This window comes from Nonomuraea sp. NPDC052129 (assembly GCF_040680095.1).
Taxonomy (GTDB): domain Bacteria; phylum Actinomycetota; class Actinomycetes; order Streptosporangiales; family Streptosporangiaceae; genus Nonomuraea.
Map to the genome: position 1 here is coordinate 106,741 of NZ_JBFAVX010000039.1, position 19,911 is coordinate 126,651.

At 69.0% G+C, this 19,911-nt stretch carries 20 protein-coding genes and 1 pseudogene; 13 read left to right on the forward strand and 8 right to left on the reverse strand.

Going from position 1 to position 19,911, the window contains the following annotated elements; all coding sequences use genetic code 11:
- Positions 1-140: 140 nt before the first annotated feature.
- Together AB0L53_RS50240 and AB0L53_RS50245 are read right to left on the reverse strand one after the other, a co-directional pair.
- A complete protein-coding gene (locus tag AB0L53_RS50240) occupies positions 141-794 on the reverse strand; it encodes an amino acid transporter (RefSeq protein ID WP_364011218.1) in 654 nt (217 codons plus the stop codon).
- Between the two features lie 369 nt (positions 795-1,163).
- Entirely contained in the window at positions 1,164-1,862 is a 699-nt protein-coding gene (locus tag AB0L53_RS50245; RefSeq protein ID WP_364011221.1) for a Tn3 family transposase, read from the reverse strand.
- 159 nt (positions 1,863-2,021) lie between these two features.
- Here AB0L53_RS50245 and AB0L53_RS50250 point away from each other — a divergent pair, with 159 nt between their 5' ends.
- Positions 2,022-3,191: an alpha/beta fold hydrolase gene (locus tag AB0L53_RS50250; protein ID WP_364011224.1), complete on the forward strand. Its 1,170-nt coding sequence runs from the start codon at positions 2,022-2,024 to the stop codon at positions 3,189-3,191.
- A 249-nt stretch (positions 3,192-3,440) separates the two neighbouring features.
- Here the strand turns inward: AB0L53_RS50250 and AB0L53_RS50255 are convergent, their stop codons facing one another.
- The 3 genes from AB0L53_RS50255 to AB0L53_RS50265 all read right to left on the reverse strand — a co-directional run bounded on the left by AB0L53_RS50255 (position 3,441) and on the right by AB0L53_RS50265 (position 5,652).
- A complete protein-coding gene (locus tag AB0L53_RS50255) occupies positions 3,441-3,752 on the reverse strand; it encodes a site-specific integrase (protein WP_364011278.1) in 312 nt (103 codons plus the stop codon).
- On the reverse strand, positions 3,749-4,684 hold the full coding sequence (locus tag AB0L53_RS50260; RefSeq protein WP_358342091.1) for a tyrosine-type recombinase/integrase: 936 nt from the start codon (positions 4,682-4,684) through the stop codon (positions 3,749-3,751). Before AB0L53_RS50260 ends, AB0L53_RS50255 begins: the two co-directional genes overlap by 4 nt.
- Before the next feature lie 326 nt (positions 4,685-5,010).
- Complete coding sequence (locus tag AB0L53_RS50265; protein WP_357955414.1) at positions 5,011-5,652, reverse strand: TetR/AcrR family transcriptional regulator; 642 nt, start codon at positions 5,650-5,652, stop codon at positions 5,011-5,013.
- Positions 5,653-5,744: 92 nt separating this feature from the next.
- Between AB0L53_RS50265 and AB0L53_RS50270 the strand changes: the two genes are divergently transcribed.
- Both AB0L53_RS50270 and AB0L53_RS50275 read left to right on the forward strand, forming a co-directional pair.
- Positions 5,745-5,978 carry a hypothetical protein gene (locus AB0L53_RS50270; RefSeq protein WP_225302423.1) on the forward strand — a complete coding sequence of 78 codons (234 nt, stop codon included), beginning with the start codon at positions 5,745-5,747 and terminating at the stop codon, positions 5,976-5,978.
- Positions 5,975-7,603 (forward strand): carboxylesterase family protein, encoded by a 1,629-nt coding sequence (locus AB0L53_RS50275; protein WP_364011229.1) that lies wholly within the window; start codon positions 5,975-5,977, stop codon positions 7,601-7,603. Before AB0L53_RS50270 ends, AB0L53_RS50275 begins: the two co-directional genes overlap by 4 nt.
- 54 nt (positions 7,604-7,657) lie before the next feature.
- Here AB0L53_RS50275 and AB0L53_RS50280 read toward each other — a convergent pair.
- From AB0L53_RS50280 to AB0L53_RS50290, 3 genes and pseudogenes are all read right to left on the reverse strand, one after another.
- A pseudogene (locus AB0L53_RS50280) lies at positions 7,658-10,826 on the reverse strand (Tn3 family transposase).
- A gap of 53 nt (positions 10,827-10,879) precedes the next feature.
- The gene (locus AB0L53_RS50285) at positions 10,880-11,632 is read right to left on the reverse strand and encodes a tyrosine-type recombinase/integrase (RefSeq protein ID WP_364011231.1); all 753 of its coding nucleotides are present in this window, start codon (positions 11,630-11,632) and stop codon (positions 10,880-10,882) included.
- 299 nt (positions 11,633-11,931) lie between these two features.
- Positions 11,932-12,600: a GntR family transcriptional regulator gene (locus tag AB0L53_RS50290; protein WP_364011234.1), complete on the reverse strand. Its 669-nt coding sequence runs from the start codon at positions 12,598-12,600 to the stop codon at positions 11,932-11,934.
- A gap of 99 nt (positions 12,601-12,699) precedes the next feature.
- Between AB0L53_RS50290 and AB0L53_RS50295 the strand changes: the two genes are divergently transcribed.
- The 10 genes from AB0L53_RS50295 (at position 12,700) to AB0L53_RS50340 (ending at position 19,862) form a co-directional block, all read left to right on the forward strand.
- Positions 12,700-13,371 carry an NAD(P)H-binding protein gene (locus AB0L53_RS50295; RefSeq protein WP_364011237.1) on the forward strand — a complete coding sequence of 224 codons (672 nt, stop codon included), beginning with the start codon at positions 12,700-12,702 and terminating at the stop codon, positions 13,369-13,371.
- Between the two features lie 34 nt (positions 13,372-13,405).
- Positions 13,406-13,807, forward strand: coding sequence for a RidA family protein (locus AB0L53_RS50300; protein ID WP_364011240.1), 402 nt, complete (start codon positions 13,406-13,408; stop codon positions 13,805-13,807).
- Between the two features lie 124 nt (positions 13,808-13,931).
- Positions 13,932-14,333 (forward strand): RidA family protein, encoded by a 402-nt coding sequence (locus AB0L53_RS50305; protein ID WP_364011243.1) that lies wholly within the window; start codon positions 13,932-13,934, stop codon positions 14,331-14,333.
- 2 nt (positions 14,334-14,335) lie between these two features.
- Positions 14,336-15,001 carry an NAD(P)H-binding protein gene (locus AB0L53_RS50310; RefSeq protein ID WP_364011246.1) on the forward strand — a complete coding sequence of 222 codons (666 nt, stop codon included), beginning with the start codon at positions 14,336-14,338 and terminating at the stop codon, positions 14,999-15,001.
- Positions 15,002-15,039: 38 nt separating this feature from the next.
- Positions 15,040-16,149, forward strand: a complete 1,110-nt coding sequence (locus AB0L53_RS50315) for an NADH:flavin oxidoreductase/NADH oxidase (RefSeq protein ID WP_364011249.1) — start codon at positions 15,040-15,042, stop codon at positions 16,147-16,149.
- A 75-nt stretch (positions 16,150-16,224) separates the two neighbouring features.
- Complete coding sequence (locus tag AB0L53_RS50320; RefSeq protein ID WP_364011252.1) at positions 16,225-16,968, forward strand: SDR family oxidoreductase; 744 nt, start codon at positions 16,225-16,227, stop codon at positions 16,966-16,968.
- A 75-nt stretch (positions 16,969-17,043) separates the two neighbouring features.
- Positions 17,044-17,481 carry an SRPBCC family protein gene (locus AB0L53_RS50325; protein WP_364011255.1) on the forward strand — a complete coding sequence of 146 codons (438 nt, stop codon included), beginning with the start codon at positions 17,044-17,046 and terminating at the stop codon, positions 17,479-17,481.
- A gap of 57 nt (positions 17,482-17,538) precedes the next feature.
- Positions 17,539-18,603, forward strand: coding sequence for an NAD(P)-dependent alcohol dehydrogenase (locus tag AB0L53_RS50330; RefSeq protein WP_364011257.1), 1,065 nt, complete (start codon positions 17,539-17,541; stop codon positions 18,601-18,603).
- 193 nt (positions 18,604-18,796) lie between these two features.
- Complete coding sequence (locus AB0L53_RS50335) at positions 18,797-19,228, forward strand: VOC family protein (RefSeq protein WP_364011260.1); 432 nt, start codon at positions 18,797-18,799, stop codon at positions 19,226-19,228.
- Between the two features lie 295 nt (positions 19,229-19,523).
- Positions 19,524-19,862: a hypothetical protein gene (locus AB0L53_RS50340; RefSeq protein ID WP_364011263.1), complete on the forward strand. Its 339-nt coding sequence runs from the start codon at positions 19,524-19,526 to the stop codon at positions 19,860-19,862.
- Positions 19,863-19,911 lie beyond the last annotated feature (49 nt).

Here is a 19,911-nt window from a genome sequence, read left to right on the forward strand (position 1 = left end):
CACTGTGGCTTCTGTGCTGCTCCGTCGAGCGCTGCCCTGCCGCTCGCCCTGTGTATCCGGGATGGTCACTGGTCTTGCCTTCTCATGTGAGGTGACGGATTTCGCGGAACGAGACGTCGGCTGCGGCCTTGCGCGCAGAATCACGCGATTTCACGACGCCGCACGTCATCTGGCGCGTCGGGCGCGTCGGGCGCAAGGCGCTCGCGCCAGGGATGCGTGGTGTGCTCGGTCTCCAGCGCCTCGTCCAGCCAGCGCCGCTCCCCCTCGCTCAACAGCGGCAGGACCGCCTCGAAATCGGCCTCGTCCTTCGGCCGCAGTCCCCTGGACTTGTAGAGCAATTGCACCTCCGGGACGATCCTCCGGAAACCATCCTGCTCGACAGTCAATCCGGCCAGCGGGCGGCGGATCCGAGGATCACGCCGGAAGATCCATTCCTGCTCGTCGGCCTCGTCCAGCATGAGCTGGAACCGCCAGGGGCCGTCCGGATGCTCGCGTATCCAGATGTCGTGCGCCTGCTCGGGCAGGACCTCGCCAAGCGCCCATGGCCGCAGCGTCTGGGGCACGACCGCAGCGTGTACGTCCCAGCCGTCCAGTAGCCGCCGCACCGCGAGTTGGTCCCGGCGCAGCAGCGCGATATCGACGTCCCCGTGCTCGCGGTACGCATGACCCACGGCCAGCTCGATGGCGTAGCCGCCGGCCACCCACCACGGCGCCGCCAGCCCGCGCATCAGCGCGACGACCTCGCCAAGCGGCGCGGCCTCCCAGGGACCCCACGGTGTCTCGATCCTCATCATCGGCACATCATCCGCTATCACCGCCTCCGTCGTCAGCGCTCGTGGCGCCGCGCCACGCCAACGGCACGCAACGCTCCACTCGGCGTGCGCGGCTTCTAGGGAGACCGGACATCACGCGGTCATCGTCTCCGCTTCGGATGCGAGCCCCGCACAGCCGCTACGTCCGCCCATCTCAGTCGTCACGCTCAGACTCTAGCATTTTCGATTTTCTAGAAATTCAAATTCAATAATTAAGATCTGTTGCGTCGCGACGGATCTTGGTAACTTGCGAGAAGGTGAAATTCCCGCAAGTTTCGGCTGACTGGATCTCCCCGGGCGACCATGCGTGTGTCCTGTGACGCGCGGGCTGGATGTCAGTGGAAACTGGGACTAGCCACTTAAATTTCCCGGGCGTTCGTCACAGGGTTTCAGCGCATTGGTCACATAATTGCAGCGCCCACATCGTGACAAAGTCGCCCACAATGCTTGTTCCTGCCCTTTATGATCTTCGCGTCTGCGCTCCCCACGTCTGCCTGAGCTGGCCGGGCCGCCGCCCGGGCGGCGAACAGGGCGGCCATCTTGGGACGTGGCGGGACAGGTAGAACGGACAGGCCCTGCGCGCCGGGGACGGCGGCCATCGCGTTGCGGGCTCGCACAAGTGCGCGGTCGGTTGTCAGTGCCGACGGGCGTCCGGCTTGCATCAGCAGGCCCATGTAGTAGGTCAGCAGGCGGGGCGGCAGGTCCTGACCCATGCGCGCGCCCGCCGACGAATTCGCAAGATGGCTCACCGCTACTTTGCGGCTCGCCGCAGCTTCGGGAGTCCCAGGCCAGATAGGGGGCGAGCTGGGCGGCGGTGATGCTCCAGCCCTCGGAGATGTCCAGGGTGTTGTGGAAGACCACCAGGCTGGCCAGCAGAGTGTTGAACTTGATCAGTTTCTCCTGCTCCTCGGGGTCGTTGTCGGCCAGCACGCCGCCGAAGCCGAGCCACTTGGAAAGCCCGTTGTAGGACTCGACCTTGTTGCTCACCGCTGTGATCCGGGCCCGCAGCGCCGGGTCGGCCAGATACCGCAGCAGGCGCGTTCCTCTCAACCGGGGGCGGCAGCGGTATGAAGTCTCGCCGAGCGCCTGGACCTTCCCGGCGTTACCGGCGCACGATCACCGCCTCCATGGCCGCGCCACCGCCTCGCGTCCGGCAGCTGAGGTAACGGAACGCCACTGTTGTGTTCCAATAGTGGGAGGAGCCCGACGATGAAATTCCTCTACGACGACGAGTCCTTCTCCTTCGAGGCACTGCGTGCCGCGGGCTACGCTGCCTATGCCGGCGCCGACCTCGGAGAGGTCCTGGTCACCTGTCGGCAGATCCCAGAGGGAGACGAGGAGGCCTGGTCGGCCCACTGGGCCGCGACGGCGGCGCGCATCGAGCGCATCGGCCGGGACGCGCTGGCCTCCGATCACCGAGTCAGCGCCCGGGAGGCGCTGCTGCGCGCGTCCAACTACTACCGGACCGCCGACTTCTACCGCCGCGAGAATCCCGCCGCTGACGCCGAGTCGGCGCGGCTCGCCAAAGCCTCCCAGCAGACGTTCGCCGACGCGGCCGCCCTGCTCGACACTCCGGCCCGCGCCCTGCGCATCCCGTACGAGAACACCACCCTGCCCGGCTACCTGTTCCTCGCCGACGATTCGGGCACCCCGCGCCCGACCGTGCTCTTCCACGGCGGGTACGACTCCACCCTCGAGGAGGACTACTTTGCGCTGGCCGCAGGCGCGCTGCGGCGCGGCTACAACGTCATCGCGTTCGACGGCCCCGGCCAGGGCAGCACCGTCCGCGAGCAGGGCCTGCACTTCCGGCCGGACTGGGAGGCCGTGGTCACCCCGGTCGTCGACTTCGCGCTCACCGTGCCCGAGGTGGACGCCGAGCCACTCGTGCTGATCGGCATGAGTCTTGGCGGCTACCTCGCCGCGAGGGCGGCCGCCTTCGAGCACCGCGTCGCCGCCTGCGTGCTGTACGACGGCGTCTACGACTTCCACGCGGTCACCGCCGCAACCGCCGGCCGTGCCGCTTCGATGCCAGGCGGCATGGAGGCGTTGATGGCGCAGAACACCATGGTGCGATGGGTGGTGCGCAACGGCCGGTGGACCTTCGGCGTGTCCGACATCGACGAGCTGGTCAAGGCGACCGAGGCGTACACGATGGCGGATATCGCCGACCGCATCACCTGCCCGACGCTCGTGCTCGAAGCCGAGAACGACCAGTTCTTCAAGGGGCAGCCGCAGCGGCTGTTCGACGAGCTGACCTGCCAGAAGGAGCTGATCACCTTCCGTGAGGACGAAGGCGCAGGCGAGCACTGCCACGAGGGTGCGATGTTCCTGTTCCACCAGCGCACCTTCGACTGGCTCGACACCGTGCTCGCCGGTTGACCTCGCCGGCTGGCCGTGCAGGTCGTGTCGAGGGCTTGCTGGAGCGAATGCGAGGTGTGGTCGGCGACTGCGGCGTGGCGGTCGGCCGACAGCGGCAACCCGGCGCGAGGCAGCCCGCCGCCCGGACGCCCATCTCCGCTGAAGAGAGCAAAGGAAATGACGGCTATGCAGACTCCCCCGCCCCTTCCTGGGTCGTGGGCGAGGTCAATGTCCATCGCGTCGGCGAGATCCATCGAAACACGTGAAGCGCTAGTCGAAGACGCGGTCGACGACGGCGACTTGCTCGGCCGTGCCAGCGCGGAAATACCGAGCCGAGGTGTCGAGGGAGGCGTGGCCGAGGAGGGCCTGGACCTGAGCGACGTCGGCACCGCCTTCGCGGAGCCGGGTGGCGTAGGCGTGGCGGAGCCGATGGGGGCGCAGGCCGGGGAGCTTGGCGTCGGCGCCGACGGCCAGTACGACCTGGACGATCCCGGGGGTGAGGAACCGGCGGACAGCCGTTGGCGCTGAGAAGGATCTTGGTCGCAGCGAGTGAGGTCGCTCTTGGTCGTGAAGGTTCTTCAGCGCGTTGCCCGGTCGCGGCGTCGGCGGGCGGCGCGGATCTCGGCGTCGGCGACCTTATCGTCGAGCAACGCGTACAGCTGGGTGGTTTCGGTGGAGGCGTGGCCGAGGCGGCGGCGGACGGCCTCGATGGACACCCCGGCGTTGATGAGTTCGGTGGCGTGGGCGTGGCGCAGCTGGTGGATGTCGATCTCGACGCGTGCGGCGGTGCAGTAGCCCTGCCAGCGGTGGTGGGCGGCGTCGTAGGACAGGGGCCCGCCGTAGCCGTTGATGGAGGCGCGAAACAGCGGCCCGGCGGTGTAGTCGGCGCGGGCTAGGTAGAGCTTGAGCAGGGCGACGTAGCCGCGGTCGTCCAACAGGACGGTGCGCACGCTGCCGCCTTTGCCGTGGATGCGGACGTGTTCGTCGTCCATACGCAGGTCGAGGTCTTCGACGTACAGGCCGCACACTTCGGCGGCGCGGGCGCCGCAGACGTAGGCGGTCTCGAACAGCGCCCGGTCGCGCAGCCGGTCCAGTGGCAGGTCCTTGCGCGGCCGCCGCGAGCAGATCGCGGCCAGGACCTTGGCGACGTCGGCGGCCGCGGCCGGGCGGGGCAGCGTCTTGGGCACCTTGATGGTGTCGATGCGGTCCATGGGGTTGGCGTCGAGCAGGTCGTGCCTGACGGCCCAGCGGCAGAAGGAGGCGATCGCGGCCCGCTTGCGCTTGCGGGTGGCGGCCGACAACTGGCCGAGGTCGGCGAGGAAGGCCCGGATGGGCGCGGCGCTCAGCTCGCCGAGCTCGCCGTCGCAGTAGGCGGTGAACTGCAGGAGGTCGCCGCGGTAGGCGCGGATCGTCTGGCCGGAGGCGCCGGCGTTGCGCTTGTCGGTGAGGAAGTCGTCCAGGTGCGTGGCGAGTGGATGGCCGCGGCCGAGCTGCTCGGCGATCACCTCGTTCACGCCGTCGTCCTCCATCGCCTGTGTAGTTGCCAGATAACCGGGAAACGAAGCCTGAGTGCCGGAAGCGCTCCGCCCAGCTCGCGCCTGGTCTGTGATCGCTATCTTGCCAGATAACAAAGGTTATCCCGCAATCATTGGTCTCCATCCTGCTGATTCGCACCGCAAGGCCCGCTCGCATAGAGCAACCGGCTGAGGGTCGCTGCGGACGCCGGCGGTGAAGAACATCACACGCCAAGCGTGACGGTGAACGTCTGGCGCCTCTGGAAGGCGTCTTGGCGTACGTGGTGTGACGGACGCAGCGCTGGTGCCGCGCTCGCAAGGCACCCTCAGGTGATTGCGGTCGATGAGGCCGGTCGGCTTGGCCGGGATGGCTGCATGAGCAGGCCGTCGATACGACGAGTCAGCGTGTCGTGGGCGGGCACGGTGGGGCGGTGTCCGAGCAGGGCGAGTGAGGTCAGCCCTTCGACGAGTGGCAGGAGGGTCTCGGCCTCCAGGTCGGCGTCGAGGTCGTCGCGGAACTCGCCGGTTCGCTGGCCATAGCGGATCAGCCAGACCAGCAGGTCGCGCGTTTTGGCGTGGGCCTGGCGCAGGATTTCCGCCAGGGACGGGATGGCCGTGGCGTGGGCGGTGAAGGCCGCCAGGATCCTGGCGTCGCGTCGCTGGTGCGGCTCGATCAGGGTGAGCGTACGCAGGGTGGCGGTGAGCAGGGTCACCGCCGACTCCTTGGCGGCGGAGGCGTCGATCTCCTCCTGGCCCTGCGCGGTGATGCGTTCGGTGATGTGGTGCAGTGCGAAGGCGAGCATCTCGTCCTTGGTGGCGAAGCATCGCTGCACTGCTCCCATGGACACCCCAGCCTGCTGCGCCACGTCCCGGAGGGTCGCGCCTTCGGGGCCGTGCCGGTCGATCAGGTCGCAGACCGCTTCGGCGATGTGGCGGCGTCGCGTCTCGTAGTCGACCTGCTTGGGCATGGGGTTCCTTCCGACAGCATTTCGATGCGGTTGCATCGTATCAACTTTTCCGGTTTATTTGATGCGTACGCATCGGAACAAGGGAGGACGCCATGAGTCGTTCGCAAACACGCAACCGCACAGCCGATAAGGCGCTGTGGCTGGCCGGAGCTCTGTTCACCGTGCAGGGGTTCGGCTCGGCGATCACCGAGGCGCAGTGGGACACCAGCTTCGGAATCGCCGGCATCCTGCGCGCCGTCGGCGTCCCCGGCTGGGCCGATCTCGCCCTGGGCACCCTCGGAGCCGCGTTCCTGCTCATCGCGACGTATCGGGCGGTGCGCCGATGAGACCCCGAGGAACGGCGCGCAGGACGGCGCGCGTGCGGCTGGTCACGGCGGTGGCCGGTCTGTCCGTCGTCGCGGCCTGCGCGAGCGCCACCGGCCCCGCATCGAGCTCGCGCCAGTCTGTCGCGCACACCTCGTCCGGCGCCGTCACCGGCGCTCACATCGGCCGGGACGTGCAGCGGTTCAACGCCATCCCCTATGCCGCGCCACCGACCGGAACGCTGCGCTGGCAGCCGCCCCAGCCCGTCCAAGCGTGGAAAGGCGTCAAGGACGGCACCCGCACGGCCCCGCGCTGCCCGCAGAACGCCAATCCCGCCGACTCCAACCCGGCCAGCACCACCGAGGACTGCCTGTACCTGAACGTCACCGCCCCCCGGACCGTGCCCGCCGGACAACGGCTGCCTGTGATGGTCTGGCTGCACGGCGGCGGCTTCACCCAGGGCGCCGGCGGCGACTACGACACCCAGCGGCTGGCGAAGGCGGGCGTGGTCGTCGTAACCGTCAACTACCGGCTGGGCATCTTCGGCTTCCTCGGCCACCCCGCCCTGCCCGGCTCGGGCGCATTCGGCCTGCTCGACCAGCAGGCCGCGCTGCGCTGGATACGGCACAACGCGGCGGCCTTCGGCGGCGACCCGCGCAACATCACCCTGTTCGGCGAGTCCGCGGGCGCGTTCAGCACCTGCGCCCAGCTGACATCCCCCACGGCGGCGGGGCTGTTCGACAAGGCGATCATCCAAAGCGGCACATGCTCGATGCGCCAGATGGGCATCGACCCCGCCGGCGGCGACACCGTGTGGCCATCACGGCAGTCCGGCGAACAGATCGCCGCAGCCGGCGCCGAACAGATCGGATGCACCGACGCCGCCCAGACGATGGCCTGCCTGCGCCAGGCCCCGGTCCCGGCCCTGCTCGCCGCGCAGCAGAAGATGCCCGCCACCTGGGCGCCCTCGTACGGAAGCGACACGCTGCCGCTCGACCCGCGCCGGGCGGTGGCCGAGGGACGCCTCCACCCGGTGCCGCTCATGGCCGGCACCACCGCGCACGAGGCCCGATACTTCGTGGCCATGTACTTCGACGGTCCCGGCCAGCCTCTGACCCGGCAGACCTATCAGCAGTTCCTGCGCACCGCCTTCGGCACCGACGCCCGGCGGGTCGCGGCCAGGTATCCCCTCAGCGCACATGGCTCCCCCTCCCTGGCATGGGCCGCCATCGCCACCGACCGCGGCTGGACCTGCCCCACCCAGGCGGGCAACCGCCTGCTCGCCCGCAAGACCCCCGTCTACCAATACGAATTCGCCGACGATCCCGCTCCCAGACCATCCGGGTTTCCCATCCCCGCCGCCTTCCCTCTGGGCGCCTACCACGGCGGAGAACTGCCCTACCTCTTCGACGGCCCCGGCGCCGCCACCGCCCAGCCCCTCTCGACAAGCCAACGCCGGCTGGCCGACCAGATGATCGCCTACTGGACCCGCTTCGCCGCCACCGGCAATCCCAACGACCCGAGCCTGCCCCGATGGAAGCCCCTGACCAGCAAGAGCGCGAACCGCGTCCGCTCCCTTTCCTCGGCCCGAAGCAATGGCGACGGCTCCACCGAACACCACTGCCGCTTTTGGGACACACGCAAGTGAAAGAGCTCCAGCCCATGAGCTGAGCCGTCATTCAGACGGTCATCGGTCAGCGGTTCAGACACCGTCATCGTCCACGACAGCGGCACTGGCGGCACTGACCTCGGGCAGCGCCGCCGCGCCGAGCGGCCGCAGGCCCTTGTCCGGGGCCGAGGAAGCAATCGCGTAGCGGCCCAGGCAGTTGAGGTGGGCGTGGCCCAGCGGGGACAACCGTGCCACGTCCTCGTCCTTGACCGGCACACCCTGGGCGCGCAACTGGTCCACGATCGCCGACAGATACCGTGAGTTCCACAACACGACGGCATTGACGACAAGTCCAAGAGCCGCGAGTTGATCCTCCTGGCCTTCCCGATATGCCTGTCGGATCCGGCCCGAGTTGCCGTGGCAGATCTTGCGGGCCAGGCGGTGCCGGGACTCCTGGACCGACAACTGCTTACCCAGGCTCCGACGGTAGCTGGAATCCATCGGGTCCAGCATGCTCAGCAGGTGCATCGTCTTGTCGATACGGCCGTACTCGGCGAACGCCTGCCCCAGCGGCGTCGGAGAACCCTGGCGGGCGAACATGCGCAGCAGATCGTAGGCGCGCACCTGGTTGGTCACCAGCGATCCGGCGACGCGGAGCATGTCCGGCCACTGGGTGATCACCTTCTTGGTGTTCAGCTTGTTCCGGGCGATCGCCTCCAGCACCCCGTATGCGCTGGTGGTGCCGTCGGGCAGCTCGGCGCGCCAGAACCGCTGGTCGCCCAGGTCGGCGAAGCGGGGCGCGAACCGGTAGCCGAGCATGGAGAAGATCCCGAACACCATGTCGCTGTCGCTGGCCTGGTCCGTCGTGACCAGCTCGGGTTTCGGCCCGGCGTCCAGGTTGATCAGGCAGTCCAGGATGTAGAGCGAATCGCGGGGAGTGCCCGGCACCACCATCTGCCCGATCCCCGCCACCTGATCATTTACTGCGTTGAGCCAGGTGATACCGCGCTTGTAGCCGTAGTACTTGGGTGAAGGTCCGGCGTTGATCGTCTTGACCGGGACGACGAACCGCAGCCCGTCTACCGAGGCCAGCAAGCCGCCGCCCCACGAGGCGACGATCGGCACCTTGCCCTGGTGTGCGATCAGGATCGCGTTGGCCGCGGCGTGCGTCTCGGCGCACACGTAGTTCTGATCCACGTGGGACAGCCGGCCACGGGTCAGCGCCTCTTCCCCCGCCTTGATCACAGGGGTCAGTCCGACGTTGCAGGCCTCGCTGATCAGCAGCGCCACCAGCGATGTCGGCAGGTGGTTCATGCGGGTGGAGATGTCGGCCAGGTGCACGTAGGCGTCCAGAAACCCGGTCCAGGCGTGCACCTCCAGCAGCAGTTCTGGCAGGTCGATGCGGGGCAGCATGGCCTGGCAGGCGGCCCTCAGCCACGCCAGGGACTCGCTCTCGCCGAGCGCGCCGAGTTTCTCCACCGACAGCCGGGCCCGCCCGCCCCCGGCCGGGGTTACCACCGAGACCAGCGCGTCCTCGCCCGCCTCCTCCAGCCGGGCGTCCATCTGCTTCCAGGCCGCGTCCAGGGCCAGGACTTTGCCGTTCAGGTGCTCCTGGACCGGGTCGGTGAGCGACAAGGATGCCAGCACATCCTCGGCGATCGACTCCCACCGCGCCCCGGCCAGCAGGTGCGCGCGCGGGTCGGCCCAGCGCAGCGACGGCGTGGCGAACACGTCCCTGATCGTCAGGGCCCGTAGCAGGTGCTCCAGCACGCACACCACGTACGCGTCACGATCGACCGCGCCCTGCGGCAGGTCCGGGTTGGCATACACCGCCCGCTTCCACGACGCGGTCACCAGCGCGGCGTCGATCTCCCTGGGCAACAGCGGCTTCTTGCTCACCTGCCGACGCGACAGCTCCGGCAAGCGGCGCACCGCGGCCAGCACGCGCCGCCCGCCTGGCGCCGCCGACAGTGCCTTCGACTCGCCCAGCAGCCGCAGGAACGGGCGCACCGTGTGGTACTTCTCCACCAGCGCGGCCCGCATCGCCGCCTCGGCCGCGCCGTCCTCCTCAGGGACCAGCTCCTCCACCACCTGCAGCGCCGCACGGACCTGCTCCTTGCTCACGTCGGCGATCTCGGCCACCGCGGCCCACATCGCCGCCACATCGAGGTCGGCACCCTCCTGGTCGACCAAGTCGAGCTGGTCGACCAGCACGCGGCCGGCCTTGGCCACCAGCTTGGAGGCCCGCTCCAGCCGGGGCAGCATCCGCAGCCGTTCGTCGGCGGACTTGCGGCGGGCCGGGCTGATCAACCGGGTCGCCATCAACAGCGCGAACAGATCCAAAGCGTCGTCGATCGCCTCGGCCTCTAGACTCCGCGTGACCGCCAGCAGCGTCGCCGTCCGGCGCGGCTCGACCAGCCGGTCCAGCGCCGGCGCCTTGCTGCCCGCCCCGTACTTGGCCAGGGTCTTCATCCGCCGCACCGGAACCTTCGACACCGCGACCCGGCTCAACCCGAAGGCGGCCAGGTTGTCCACCCGCTGCAGCGCCCGCACCATCTCCGTCCCTGACGTGCGCTTGGGCGCCTGCCGCAGCTTCTCCAGCTCCGAGATGCGCGATCCCTCGGGCACTACCAGCAGATCCGACAACGCGGCCGGCAGGTGCGGATCGGCACGGCGGACCTGCTTGGTCACCACCGTGTACATGCGGACATCGGCCCGTTCCCGCACGCTGCCAACCAGCCGCTCCAGCACGGTCACCCCGGGCAGCAACACCCGATGCCGCCGCAGCCACGCCACCGACTGCTCGAACAACGCCACCGGCCCCTCGGCGTGCGTCCACGCCCTGCCGTGCAGGAAAGTCCGGAACTGGCGCGTCAGCTGCCGCTTCGCTCCAGCTGTTGGTGTCATCGAAGGTGTGGTAACCGTAGGCGTCCCGGATCATCCACGCGTGCTCGTACGTCGTCTTGGGCCGCTCGGCGTACTTCTTGACCTGCGACGCGTCACCGATTCCCAGCTGCTCGGCCAGGTAGTCCACCACCGGCCAGGGCACCGCGAGCGGATCCTCCAGGAACAGCCCCTTGTACCGGACGGTCCCGATCTGGACGGCGACGCCCAGCCGGTGAGAATCGGCTCTCGACTGCGCGATCACATTCCGGTCGAAGCTGTCCAGGAAGAAGAACTTCTCCAGGTCTGACAGCGACGGCACCTCGATGAACGAGACGTAGGCAGCCCTGTGCTCGGCAGACAGAAATTCCGCAGGCATAGCCCGCACGGTAGGACCATATCGGCGGGGATCAACTCATAGTGATCGACGCGTTACAAGTGAGGATGTTTCACCCGTGAGTGCGTCTTGATCGTTCTCAGCGCCAACGGCTGTCCGCCGGCTCCTCGCCCCCGGATCCCAGAGATGGTCAGTTCTCCGCGCTGGCCGGTCCACAGCGGGCCGGGCTGGCGGCCACGGATGTCGAGCCATGCAGTAATGCGGGCCCGTGCGGTCGGTGGGATCGGGACTGTGCGGACTTGATCGCCCTTGCCGTGCAGGCGGATGGTGCCGGTGCGGGCGGTGATCGCGATGTCGTCGGCCTCCAGCCGTGCGCACTCCTCCTCGCGGGCTCCGGCAAACAGCAGGACCGCGATGATCGCCGCGTCGCGGGCACCGCGGCGGGCGGCGGCTCGTTCGACGGCACCCTGCTCGGCGGTGGTGAGGGCATCGGGCTCGCCCGGTTTGGGCACGGTGGCACGTTTGACGTCGATGCGCAGCCCCACCTGGGCGTACATGAGGGTGAGCGCGGCGATCCCCTGGTTGATGGTGTTGGGCGCGGCCCGGTCGTCGATCCGGCTCCGGCGCCAGGCGGTGACCGCGGCTTCGGCGCCCACCAGGTCGGCGAAGGCGTCGTCACGCTCGGCGGCGTGCTCGGCCAGCCACGCGACGTAGGCGGCGATCTGCCGCCGATAGGCCTTTACCGTGTTGGCCGACAGCTTGCACCGGTCGAGGTGACGGTGCGCCGCCGCCACGGCCTCACGAGCGGGCAGCGCCGACGTCGCCGGCGGGCCGGAGCGCGACGACATTGGGCATGACGCGGTCACCCTCGCCCGTCAGCGCCGCCGCCGGCCGCTTCGATGAGTTCAGCCAGGCGGGCGCGGGCGTTCCGGATCCCGATCTTTTTCATGATCCGCATTGTGTACACAAGCTGGCCCGGATGGATTGCTCGCGGGAGCCCCGACCGGCATGAATGACCTTGGATGCAGTTCGAGATGAGTGGCCTTCCAAGGCTCGCCTCGTACATCTTCGAGCCGCGAGCCTGCCGCCGCAGGTGAACCTGCAACAGGTCACCATCCTGCCCACCGGTCAACCCGGCTGGACGGCGTCAGCTGGCGCGGGTGGGTCCGGCGAGGACGTCGACGGCGTGGCGACGGTGGGCGGCGAACAACTCCAGCGCGGTCGTGGTGTCGCGCGAGCGCAGGGCGGTGACCAGCTCGCGGTGCTCGCGCGGGATGCACTCGAGGTATCCCTGGGTGCTGAGGTTGATCCGGGTCAGCAGGAACAGGTGGACCTGGCAGCGGACGGCCTGCCAGGCCTCGGCAAGGCGCTGGTGCCGGGCCGCAGCGAAGACGGCGTCGTGGAAGGCGATGTCCAGCCGCACCATCTCGTGCTCGTCCGCGGCGCGGTCCATCAGGCCGGCCGTCTTGTCGATGGAGGCGAGGTCCTCCTCGGAGGCGTGCGCGATGACCTGCCGGACGGCGAGATCTTCCAGCGCGCCGCGCAGGCTGTCGATCTCGGTGACATCTTCGGGCGACAGGGTGGTCACCGTGGTGCCGCGGTGCCATTCGGTGCGCACCAAGCCTTCGTATTCCAGCGATCGCAGCGCCTCACGCACCGGGCCGCGGCTGACGTCCAGCGCGCCGGACAGCTCCACCTCCCGCAGTTGTGCGCCGGGGGCGTAGGCCCCGCTGAAGATGGCCTCCCGGATGCGGTCCGCGACCTCGTCGGCCAGCCCCCGGCGGCGTGCAGGGGCCACAACGCCGTGATCATTCATGGCTTTACCTCCTCAATGTTTCAATGTTAACATCTGCCCGCTATCGTCCTAATGTAAACATTCGGACAATCGACTGCTCGGCCCAGAGAGGCGATCGACATGAAGGTGTTCCAGATCGGAGCCGCCGGAGGGGTGGGGCGCAGGCTCGCACGCTTGCTCACCGACCACGGCGATGCGGTGACGGGGATGCTGCGCAACCCCGCCCAGGCCGACACGGTGCGCGCCTGCGGCGCGACCCCGCTGGCCGGGGACCTCATCGACGACTCGGTGCAGCTGCTGGCAGCCAAGATGGCCGGGCACGACGCCGTGGTCTTCTCGGCCGGCGCCCACGGCACCGGCATCGAGCTCACCACCGCGATCGACGGCGCCGGCCTGGAGAAGGCCGCCGACGCGGCAGCCCGCGCCGGGGTATCACGGTTCGTGCTGGTGTCGGTTTTCCCGGACGCGCTGCGCGGCCAGGAACCGAACGAGGGCTTCGAGCACTACATCAAGGTCAAGAAGAGCGCCGACGTCTACCTCACGCACACCGATCTCGACTGGCTCATCGTCCGCCCCGGTTCCCTGCTCGACCAGCCGGGAACCGGCCGGGTCACCGCCGGACCGGCCATCGAGTATGGCGACGTGCCCCGCGAGGACGTGGCCGCCTTCATCGACGCCGCCCTGCACCAGCCAGCCCTCAGCCGCGTCATCGTCGAACTCACTACCGGTGAGACGCCCGTGGCCGACGCGGTCGCCCGGCTCCTACCCGCAACCGGCCCTCGGGTCTGCTGAACCCACCAACCTCTACAGCACGAGGAGAAACATCATGCCCACCATCGATTCCTACAGCCACGGCGTCTCCGGCGAGCGCGAGTTCGGCTTCGCCCAGGCCATCAAGGCCGGCGAAACGATCTACGTCTCCGGGCAGCTCTCCCACGACGAGGAGGGCACCTTCATCCACCCCGACGATTTCGACGCCCAGCTGCGGCAGGTCTACGCCAACTTCGAGAAGGTCCTGGCCCACTACGGCGTCACCCGCAACCAGGTCATCAACGAGACCCAGTTCATCGTGAACCTGCACGAGCACGCGGCCGCCATGGCGGCCGCCAACCTGGCCTACTTCGGCGAGCACCGCCCGACCAGCAGCACCATCGGCGTGCAGTCCCTGTTCTTCCCCGGTCAGCTCATCGAGGTGAACTTCATCATCGACACTCGCCTGCCCGCCTGACCACGGAAACAGGCCGGGCTAACAGCGAGATCGCGGCCGACGCGGTCGCGGCCACCACGACCAGCCGGCTCAGCCGCTGAGCGGCTCGGCTACCGATCCATCACCGCACCACAAGGAGCACACCATGACCGCCATCGACTCCTACAGCCACGGCGTCTCCGGCGAGCGCGAGTTCGGCTTCGCCCAGGCCATCAAGGCCGGCGAGACCATCTACGTCTCCGGCCAGCTCTCCCACGACGAAGAAGGCACCTTCACCCACCCGGACGACCTCGACGCCCAGCTCAAGCAGGTGTACGCCAACTTCGAGAAGGTGCTGGCCCACTATGGGGTCACCCGCAACCAGGTCGTGTCGCAGACCGAGTACGTCGTGAACCTGCCTGAGCACGCCGCGGCCCTGTCTGTGGCGAACCTGGCCTTCTTCGGTGACCACCGCCCGACCAGTACCGGGGTCGGGGTCGCGTCGCTGTTCTTCCCCGGCCAGCTCGTCGAGGTCAGCTTCGTCATCGACACCCGCCTGCCCGCCTGATCATGCGTGTCGTCATCGCCGGAGGACACGGCAAGATCGCGCTGATCCTGGAGAAGCTCCTGTCGGAGCGCGGCGACTCGATCGCCGGCCTCATCCGCAACCCGGCGCAAGCGGCCGATCTGGCCGAGGCCGGGGCCGAAGCCATCGTCCTTGACCTGGAGACGGCGTCCGTACAGGAGCTCGCCGGGCACCTGACCGGGGCCGACGCCGTGGTGTTCGCCGCCGGAGCCGGACCGGGCAGCGGGGCGGACCGTAAGGCGAGCGTCGACCGGGACGCGGCGGTCCTGCTCGCGGACGCCGCTGAGGCCGCCGGAGTCGGCCGCTATCTGCTCGTCTCCGCCATGGGCGACCACCTGCGGGCCGACCCGACGACCTTCGACGAGGGGTTCGGCGCCTACCTGCGGGCCAAGGCCGGCGCCGAGGACGCGGTCCGCGCACGGAGCGCGTTCCGGGCGACGATCGTCCGCCCCGGGCTGCTCGGCAACGAGCCGGGCACGGGCCGGGTGGACTTGGGCGAGCGGACCGGCACCGGCCCCATCCCGCGCGCGGACGTCGCCACCGTCCTGCTCGCACTGCTCGACGAGCCCCGCCTCGACGGCCGGACGGTCGAGGTCATCGGCGGCGACACCCCGATCGTGGACGCCGTCACCGCGCTGGCCGCCCGCTGAACCACCACCCGGCACCACCCAGAAAGAAGACAGCACCGATGAGCGCCCTGTTCACCCCTTTGAAGCTGCGATCCCTGGAGATAAACAACCGGGTCTGGATGTCCCCGATGTGCATGTACTCCGCCGCCCCCGAGGGCGCGGAGACCGGCGTGCCGACGGACTTCCACCTCGCGCATCTGGCGAGCCGGGCCGCCGGCGGCGCGGGCCTTGTGATGGTCGAGGCCACCGGCGTCCGGCCCGATGGGCGGATCAGTCCCTGGGACCTGGGCCTGTGGAACGACCGCCAGCAGGAGGCGTTCGCCCGCATCACCGCGGCGATCGGCTCCCACGGCGCCGTCCCGGCCATCCAGCTCGCGCACGCCGGCCGCAAGGCCTCCGTCGACAAGCCCTGGCTGTCCGACCGATACGTACCCGCCTCCGCGGGCGGCTGGCAGACGGTAGCGCCCAGCCCGGTCGCCTACGACGGCCTGCCCGTCCCGCACGAGCTGACCGTCGAGGAGATCCAGCAGCTGGTGCGCGATTTCGCCGACTCCGCCCGGCGCGCCCTTGCCGCGGGCTTCCAGGTGGCCGAGGTGCACGGCGCGCACGGCTATCTGATCAACTCCTTCCTGTCCCCGGCCGCCAACCACCGCACCGACGCCTACGGCGGCAGCTTCGAAAACCGCCTGCGCTTCGCACTCGAAGTCGTCGACGCCGTCCGCGAGGTGTGGCCCGAGCACCTGCCGGTCTTCTTCCGCACCTCGGCCACCGACTGGCTCAGCGAGAACCCCGCCGACGAGCGCGAAGGCTGGACCGGCGATGACACCGTCCGCCTGGCCAAGGAACTCCAGGCCCGCGGCGTCGACCTGCTGGACGTGTCCACCGGCGGCATGGTCCGCGACGCCACGATTCCCGCCGGCCCCAATTACCAGGTGCCGTTCTCCACCCAGGCCCGCAACCAGGCCGGCATACCCACGGCCGCTGTCGGACTGATCACCGACCCGCGCCAGGCGGAGGAGATCATCGCTGGTGGGCAGGCAGAGGCGATCTTCCTCGGCCGCGAACTGCTACGCAACCCCTACTGGCCGCAGCATGCCGCGCTCGCCGTCGGCGCCGAGCCGACCTGGCCAGACCAGTACGCCTACGTTGTCCGGCACCGCAGGCGCTGACACCCACACGCCTTACTGCCCTGCCGCCCGATCTCACTACGGAAACACGCTGAACCACCTCACCGGGAGAACACCATGAATCACCTCGACGGCAAGGTCGTCGTCATCACCGGCGCCTCATCCGGCATCGGCGCCGCCGCCGCCCGGGCGCTCGCGGCGCGCGGCGCCAGGATCGTCGCCGCCGCCCGTGACCAGGAGGCCCTCGACCGCCTGGTCGCCGACATCCGCCAGGCCGGCGGCACCGCCGTGGCCAAGGTCACCGACGTCGCCGACGCCGAGGACGTCCAGTCCCTGGCCGACTTCGCGGTGGCCACGTACGGGACCATCGACGTCCTGGTCAACAATGCGGGCCTGATGCTCTTCTCCTTCTGGAAGGACCGCGCGCTGGAGGACTGGAACCGGATGATCGAGGTGAACATCCGCGGCTACCTCAACGCCATCCACGCCGTCCTGCCCGTGATGCTCCAGCAAGCCTCCGGCCACATCCTCAACATGGACTCCGTGGCCGGCCATCAGGTCGGCGACGGCGCCGGCGTCTACAGCGCCACCAAGTTCTTCGTCCAGGCCATCACCGAGTCCATGCGCAAGGAACTCGGCGTCCGCGAAGGCGTCAAGGCGTCCACGATCAGCCCCGGCGTCATCGACACCGGCTGGGCCGACAAGGTCACCGACCCCGCCGGCAGGCAGGCCGCCCAGGAGCTCAACGCCATCGCCATCATTCCCGAAAGCGTCGCCGACGCCGTCGTCTACGCCCTCGACCAGCCCGCCGACGTGACCGTCAACGACCTGATCATCTCACCCACCCGCCAGAACTGGTAAATCCCAGCGCCCTTGTCCCCGCCCGGCGGGCCGGGCACCAGCGGCCCAATCGGCCCGACACCATCAGGAGCAGCAATGGCACAGGCCTACTGGAGTTCGGTCTTCACCAGCTCCGCAGCCGACCTGTGGGCCGTCATACGACAGTTCAACGGCCTGCCCGCCTGGCACCCCGCCATCAAGACCAGTGACATCGTCGAAGGCGACAGCGCAGCCGCCCCCGGAGCGGTGCGCGTCCTGACCGGCACCGACAACAGCACCTACCGCGAACGCCTCGTCGGCCTCGACGACGCCCGCCGCGCCCTGACCTACGAGATCATCGACTCCCCCCTGCCCGTGCGCGGCTACCGCTCGACCCTGCAGGTCTGGCCCATCGCCGACACCGGCGGCGCCTTCCTCACCTGGCACGCCGTCTTCGACGCTGCCGACGGCCACACCGTTGAACAGGCCGCCACCGCCATCACCGAAGGGGCCTACGCCCCCGCCATCGCCGCCCTGCACCAGGCCGTCCGCTAACCCGCCCGGCCGCAGACACAGCCATGCCCACACCGCTCACCCGAAAAGGACCCGACCGTGACTTCCACCCAGACTTCCACCGTCACCGCCTACGCTGCCGCAGCCGCCGGCCAGCCGCTCACCCGCACCACGATCGAGCGTCGAGCCCTCGGCGCCCACGACATCAAGGTCGAAATCCACTACACCGGCATCTGCCACAGCGATATTCACCAGGTCCACGGCGACTGGGGCAAGGGCCTGTTCCCCATGGTCCCCGGCCACGAGATCACCGGCATCGTCGCCGAGACCGGCTCCGAGGTCACCACCCACCAGGTGGGCGACCGGGTCGGCGTCGGCGTCATCATCAACTCCTGCGGCCGCTGCGACAACTGCGCAGCCGGCCGACAGCAGTACTGCACCGGCGACGGATCGGTCGAGACCTACGGCGACCTCGACCGCTACCGCAACGACGAGCCCACCCAGGGCGGCTACTCCACCCACATCGTCGTCAACGAGAACTTCGCCTACCGCATCCCCGAGGAGCTCTCCCTCCAGCAGGCCGCACCGCTGCTGTGCGCGGGCATCACCACATACTCCCCGCTCAAGCACTGGAACGCCGGCCCCGGCACAAAGGTCGCCGTCATCGGCCTGGGCGGACTCGGCCACGTCGCCGTCAAACTCGCCCACGCGCTCGGCGCCGACGTCACCGTCCTGTCACAGTCGCTGCGCAAGAAGGACGACGGCCTGCGCCTGGGCGCCGACCACTACTACGCCACCAGCGACCCGAAAACCTTCGAAGAACTCGCCGGCACCTTCGACCTCATCATCTGCACGGTCTCCGCGCCGCTGGACGTCGATGCGCACCTGTCCCTGCTGACGACCGAGGGCACCCTCGTCTACCTCGGCGTGCCCGACCAGCCCATCTCCACCGGCGTCTTCTCCCTGCTGACCGGACGCCGCTCCCTGGCCGGCTCCCTGATCGGCGGCGTCCCCGAGACGCAGGAAATGCTGGACTTCTGCGCCGAACACGGCATCGGCGCCGACGTCGAGGTGGTGCGCGCCGACCAGATCAACGAAGCCTTCCAGCGCGTCCTCAACAGCGACGTGCGCTACCGCTTCGTCATCGACAACTCCACCATCTGACCCCGACGGCTCCCCCCACTCACCATCGCCATCATCCCGCCATCATCCCGCGAGCGTCACGACGCCGTCGTCAGGTGCTCTCGGCCAGGTCGCCGACAGCGCCGGCAACGACCTGATCATCTCCCACCGCCAGCACGGGCAGCTCCCGGCCATCTGGACACCTACCGCGCACACAGAAAGGACATCCCCCGCCATGCCCTTCACCGATTCCCCGATCCCTCGCTTCCATCTGGCCGTGCCCGTCGACGACCTGGCCGCCGCCCGGCGCTTCTACGGCCAGGTGCTCGGCCTTGAGCAGGGCCGCAGCGCCGACACCTGGGTCGACTGGAACCTGCACGGCCACCAGTTCGTCACCCACCTCGCCCCGGCTCGCGCCCAGCGCATCCACAACCCGGTCGACGGCCACGACGTCCCCGTGCCGCACTTCGGACTCCTCCTGACCGTCGCCGACTTCCACGAACTCGCCGACCGCCTCCGCAGCGCGGGCACCGCCTTCGTCATCCAGCCGTACCTACGCTTCGAGGGCCAAGCCGGCGAGCAGTGGACGATGTTCCTGCTCGACCCGGCGGGCAACGCCCTGGAGTTCAAGGCCTTCGCCGACGACTCCCAGGTCTTCGCCACCTGACCACGCACCCCACCGGCTTCCGACGCCGCAACAACCGTCTGTAAAAGCGAGAAGCCCATTGGCCAGGGTTGATGTCCCTCGCATGGGTTTGGGGCTTATGCGCAGTTCTGACCCCCAGATCTCCCACCACGCAGACAAACCCCACGGCAGGCGATCATGACTGACGTGAGACTGCCACAATTCCCCACGTAATCGGTCATGTCGATCATCTGACCTGACCGCTGCTGCTATCCGAGGGCGCCCCCACCGCGCTGTGCGAGGTCGGGGGCGCCCTCGGATGCCTGGAGGCACCTTCATGCCGGTCAGTTTCCAGGCGCTGCAGATGGCCACCCCCAGCGAACGCTTCCGCCCCGCTTCCGCCTCGACCGACAGTCCGGTCGCCTTCGACGACGCCCACCCCACCGACGAGCTCGAACCCGACGACCCGCTCACCGACGACTTCGCCGTCATCGGCACAGCCCCGCTGCCGACGGCCCTTCCCCGGCGCGGTGGAGTTCGAGATCGTCGTGCCACCCAGCGGCGGCACCACCATCGCCTCCACCGGCCAGAGCGTGTGGATCGGACCGGTCTGGGCGGGCCGGACCTGCGGTTATCTAGGGTTGGAGGACCCTTCCAGCAGGTCAGAGGACGATGATCTCTTCTTTCACGTAGGCCAAGTTGACCGAGCTCGGCCCGCGACGCCA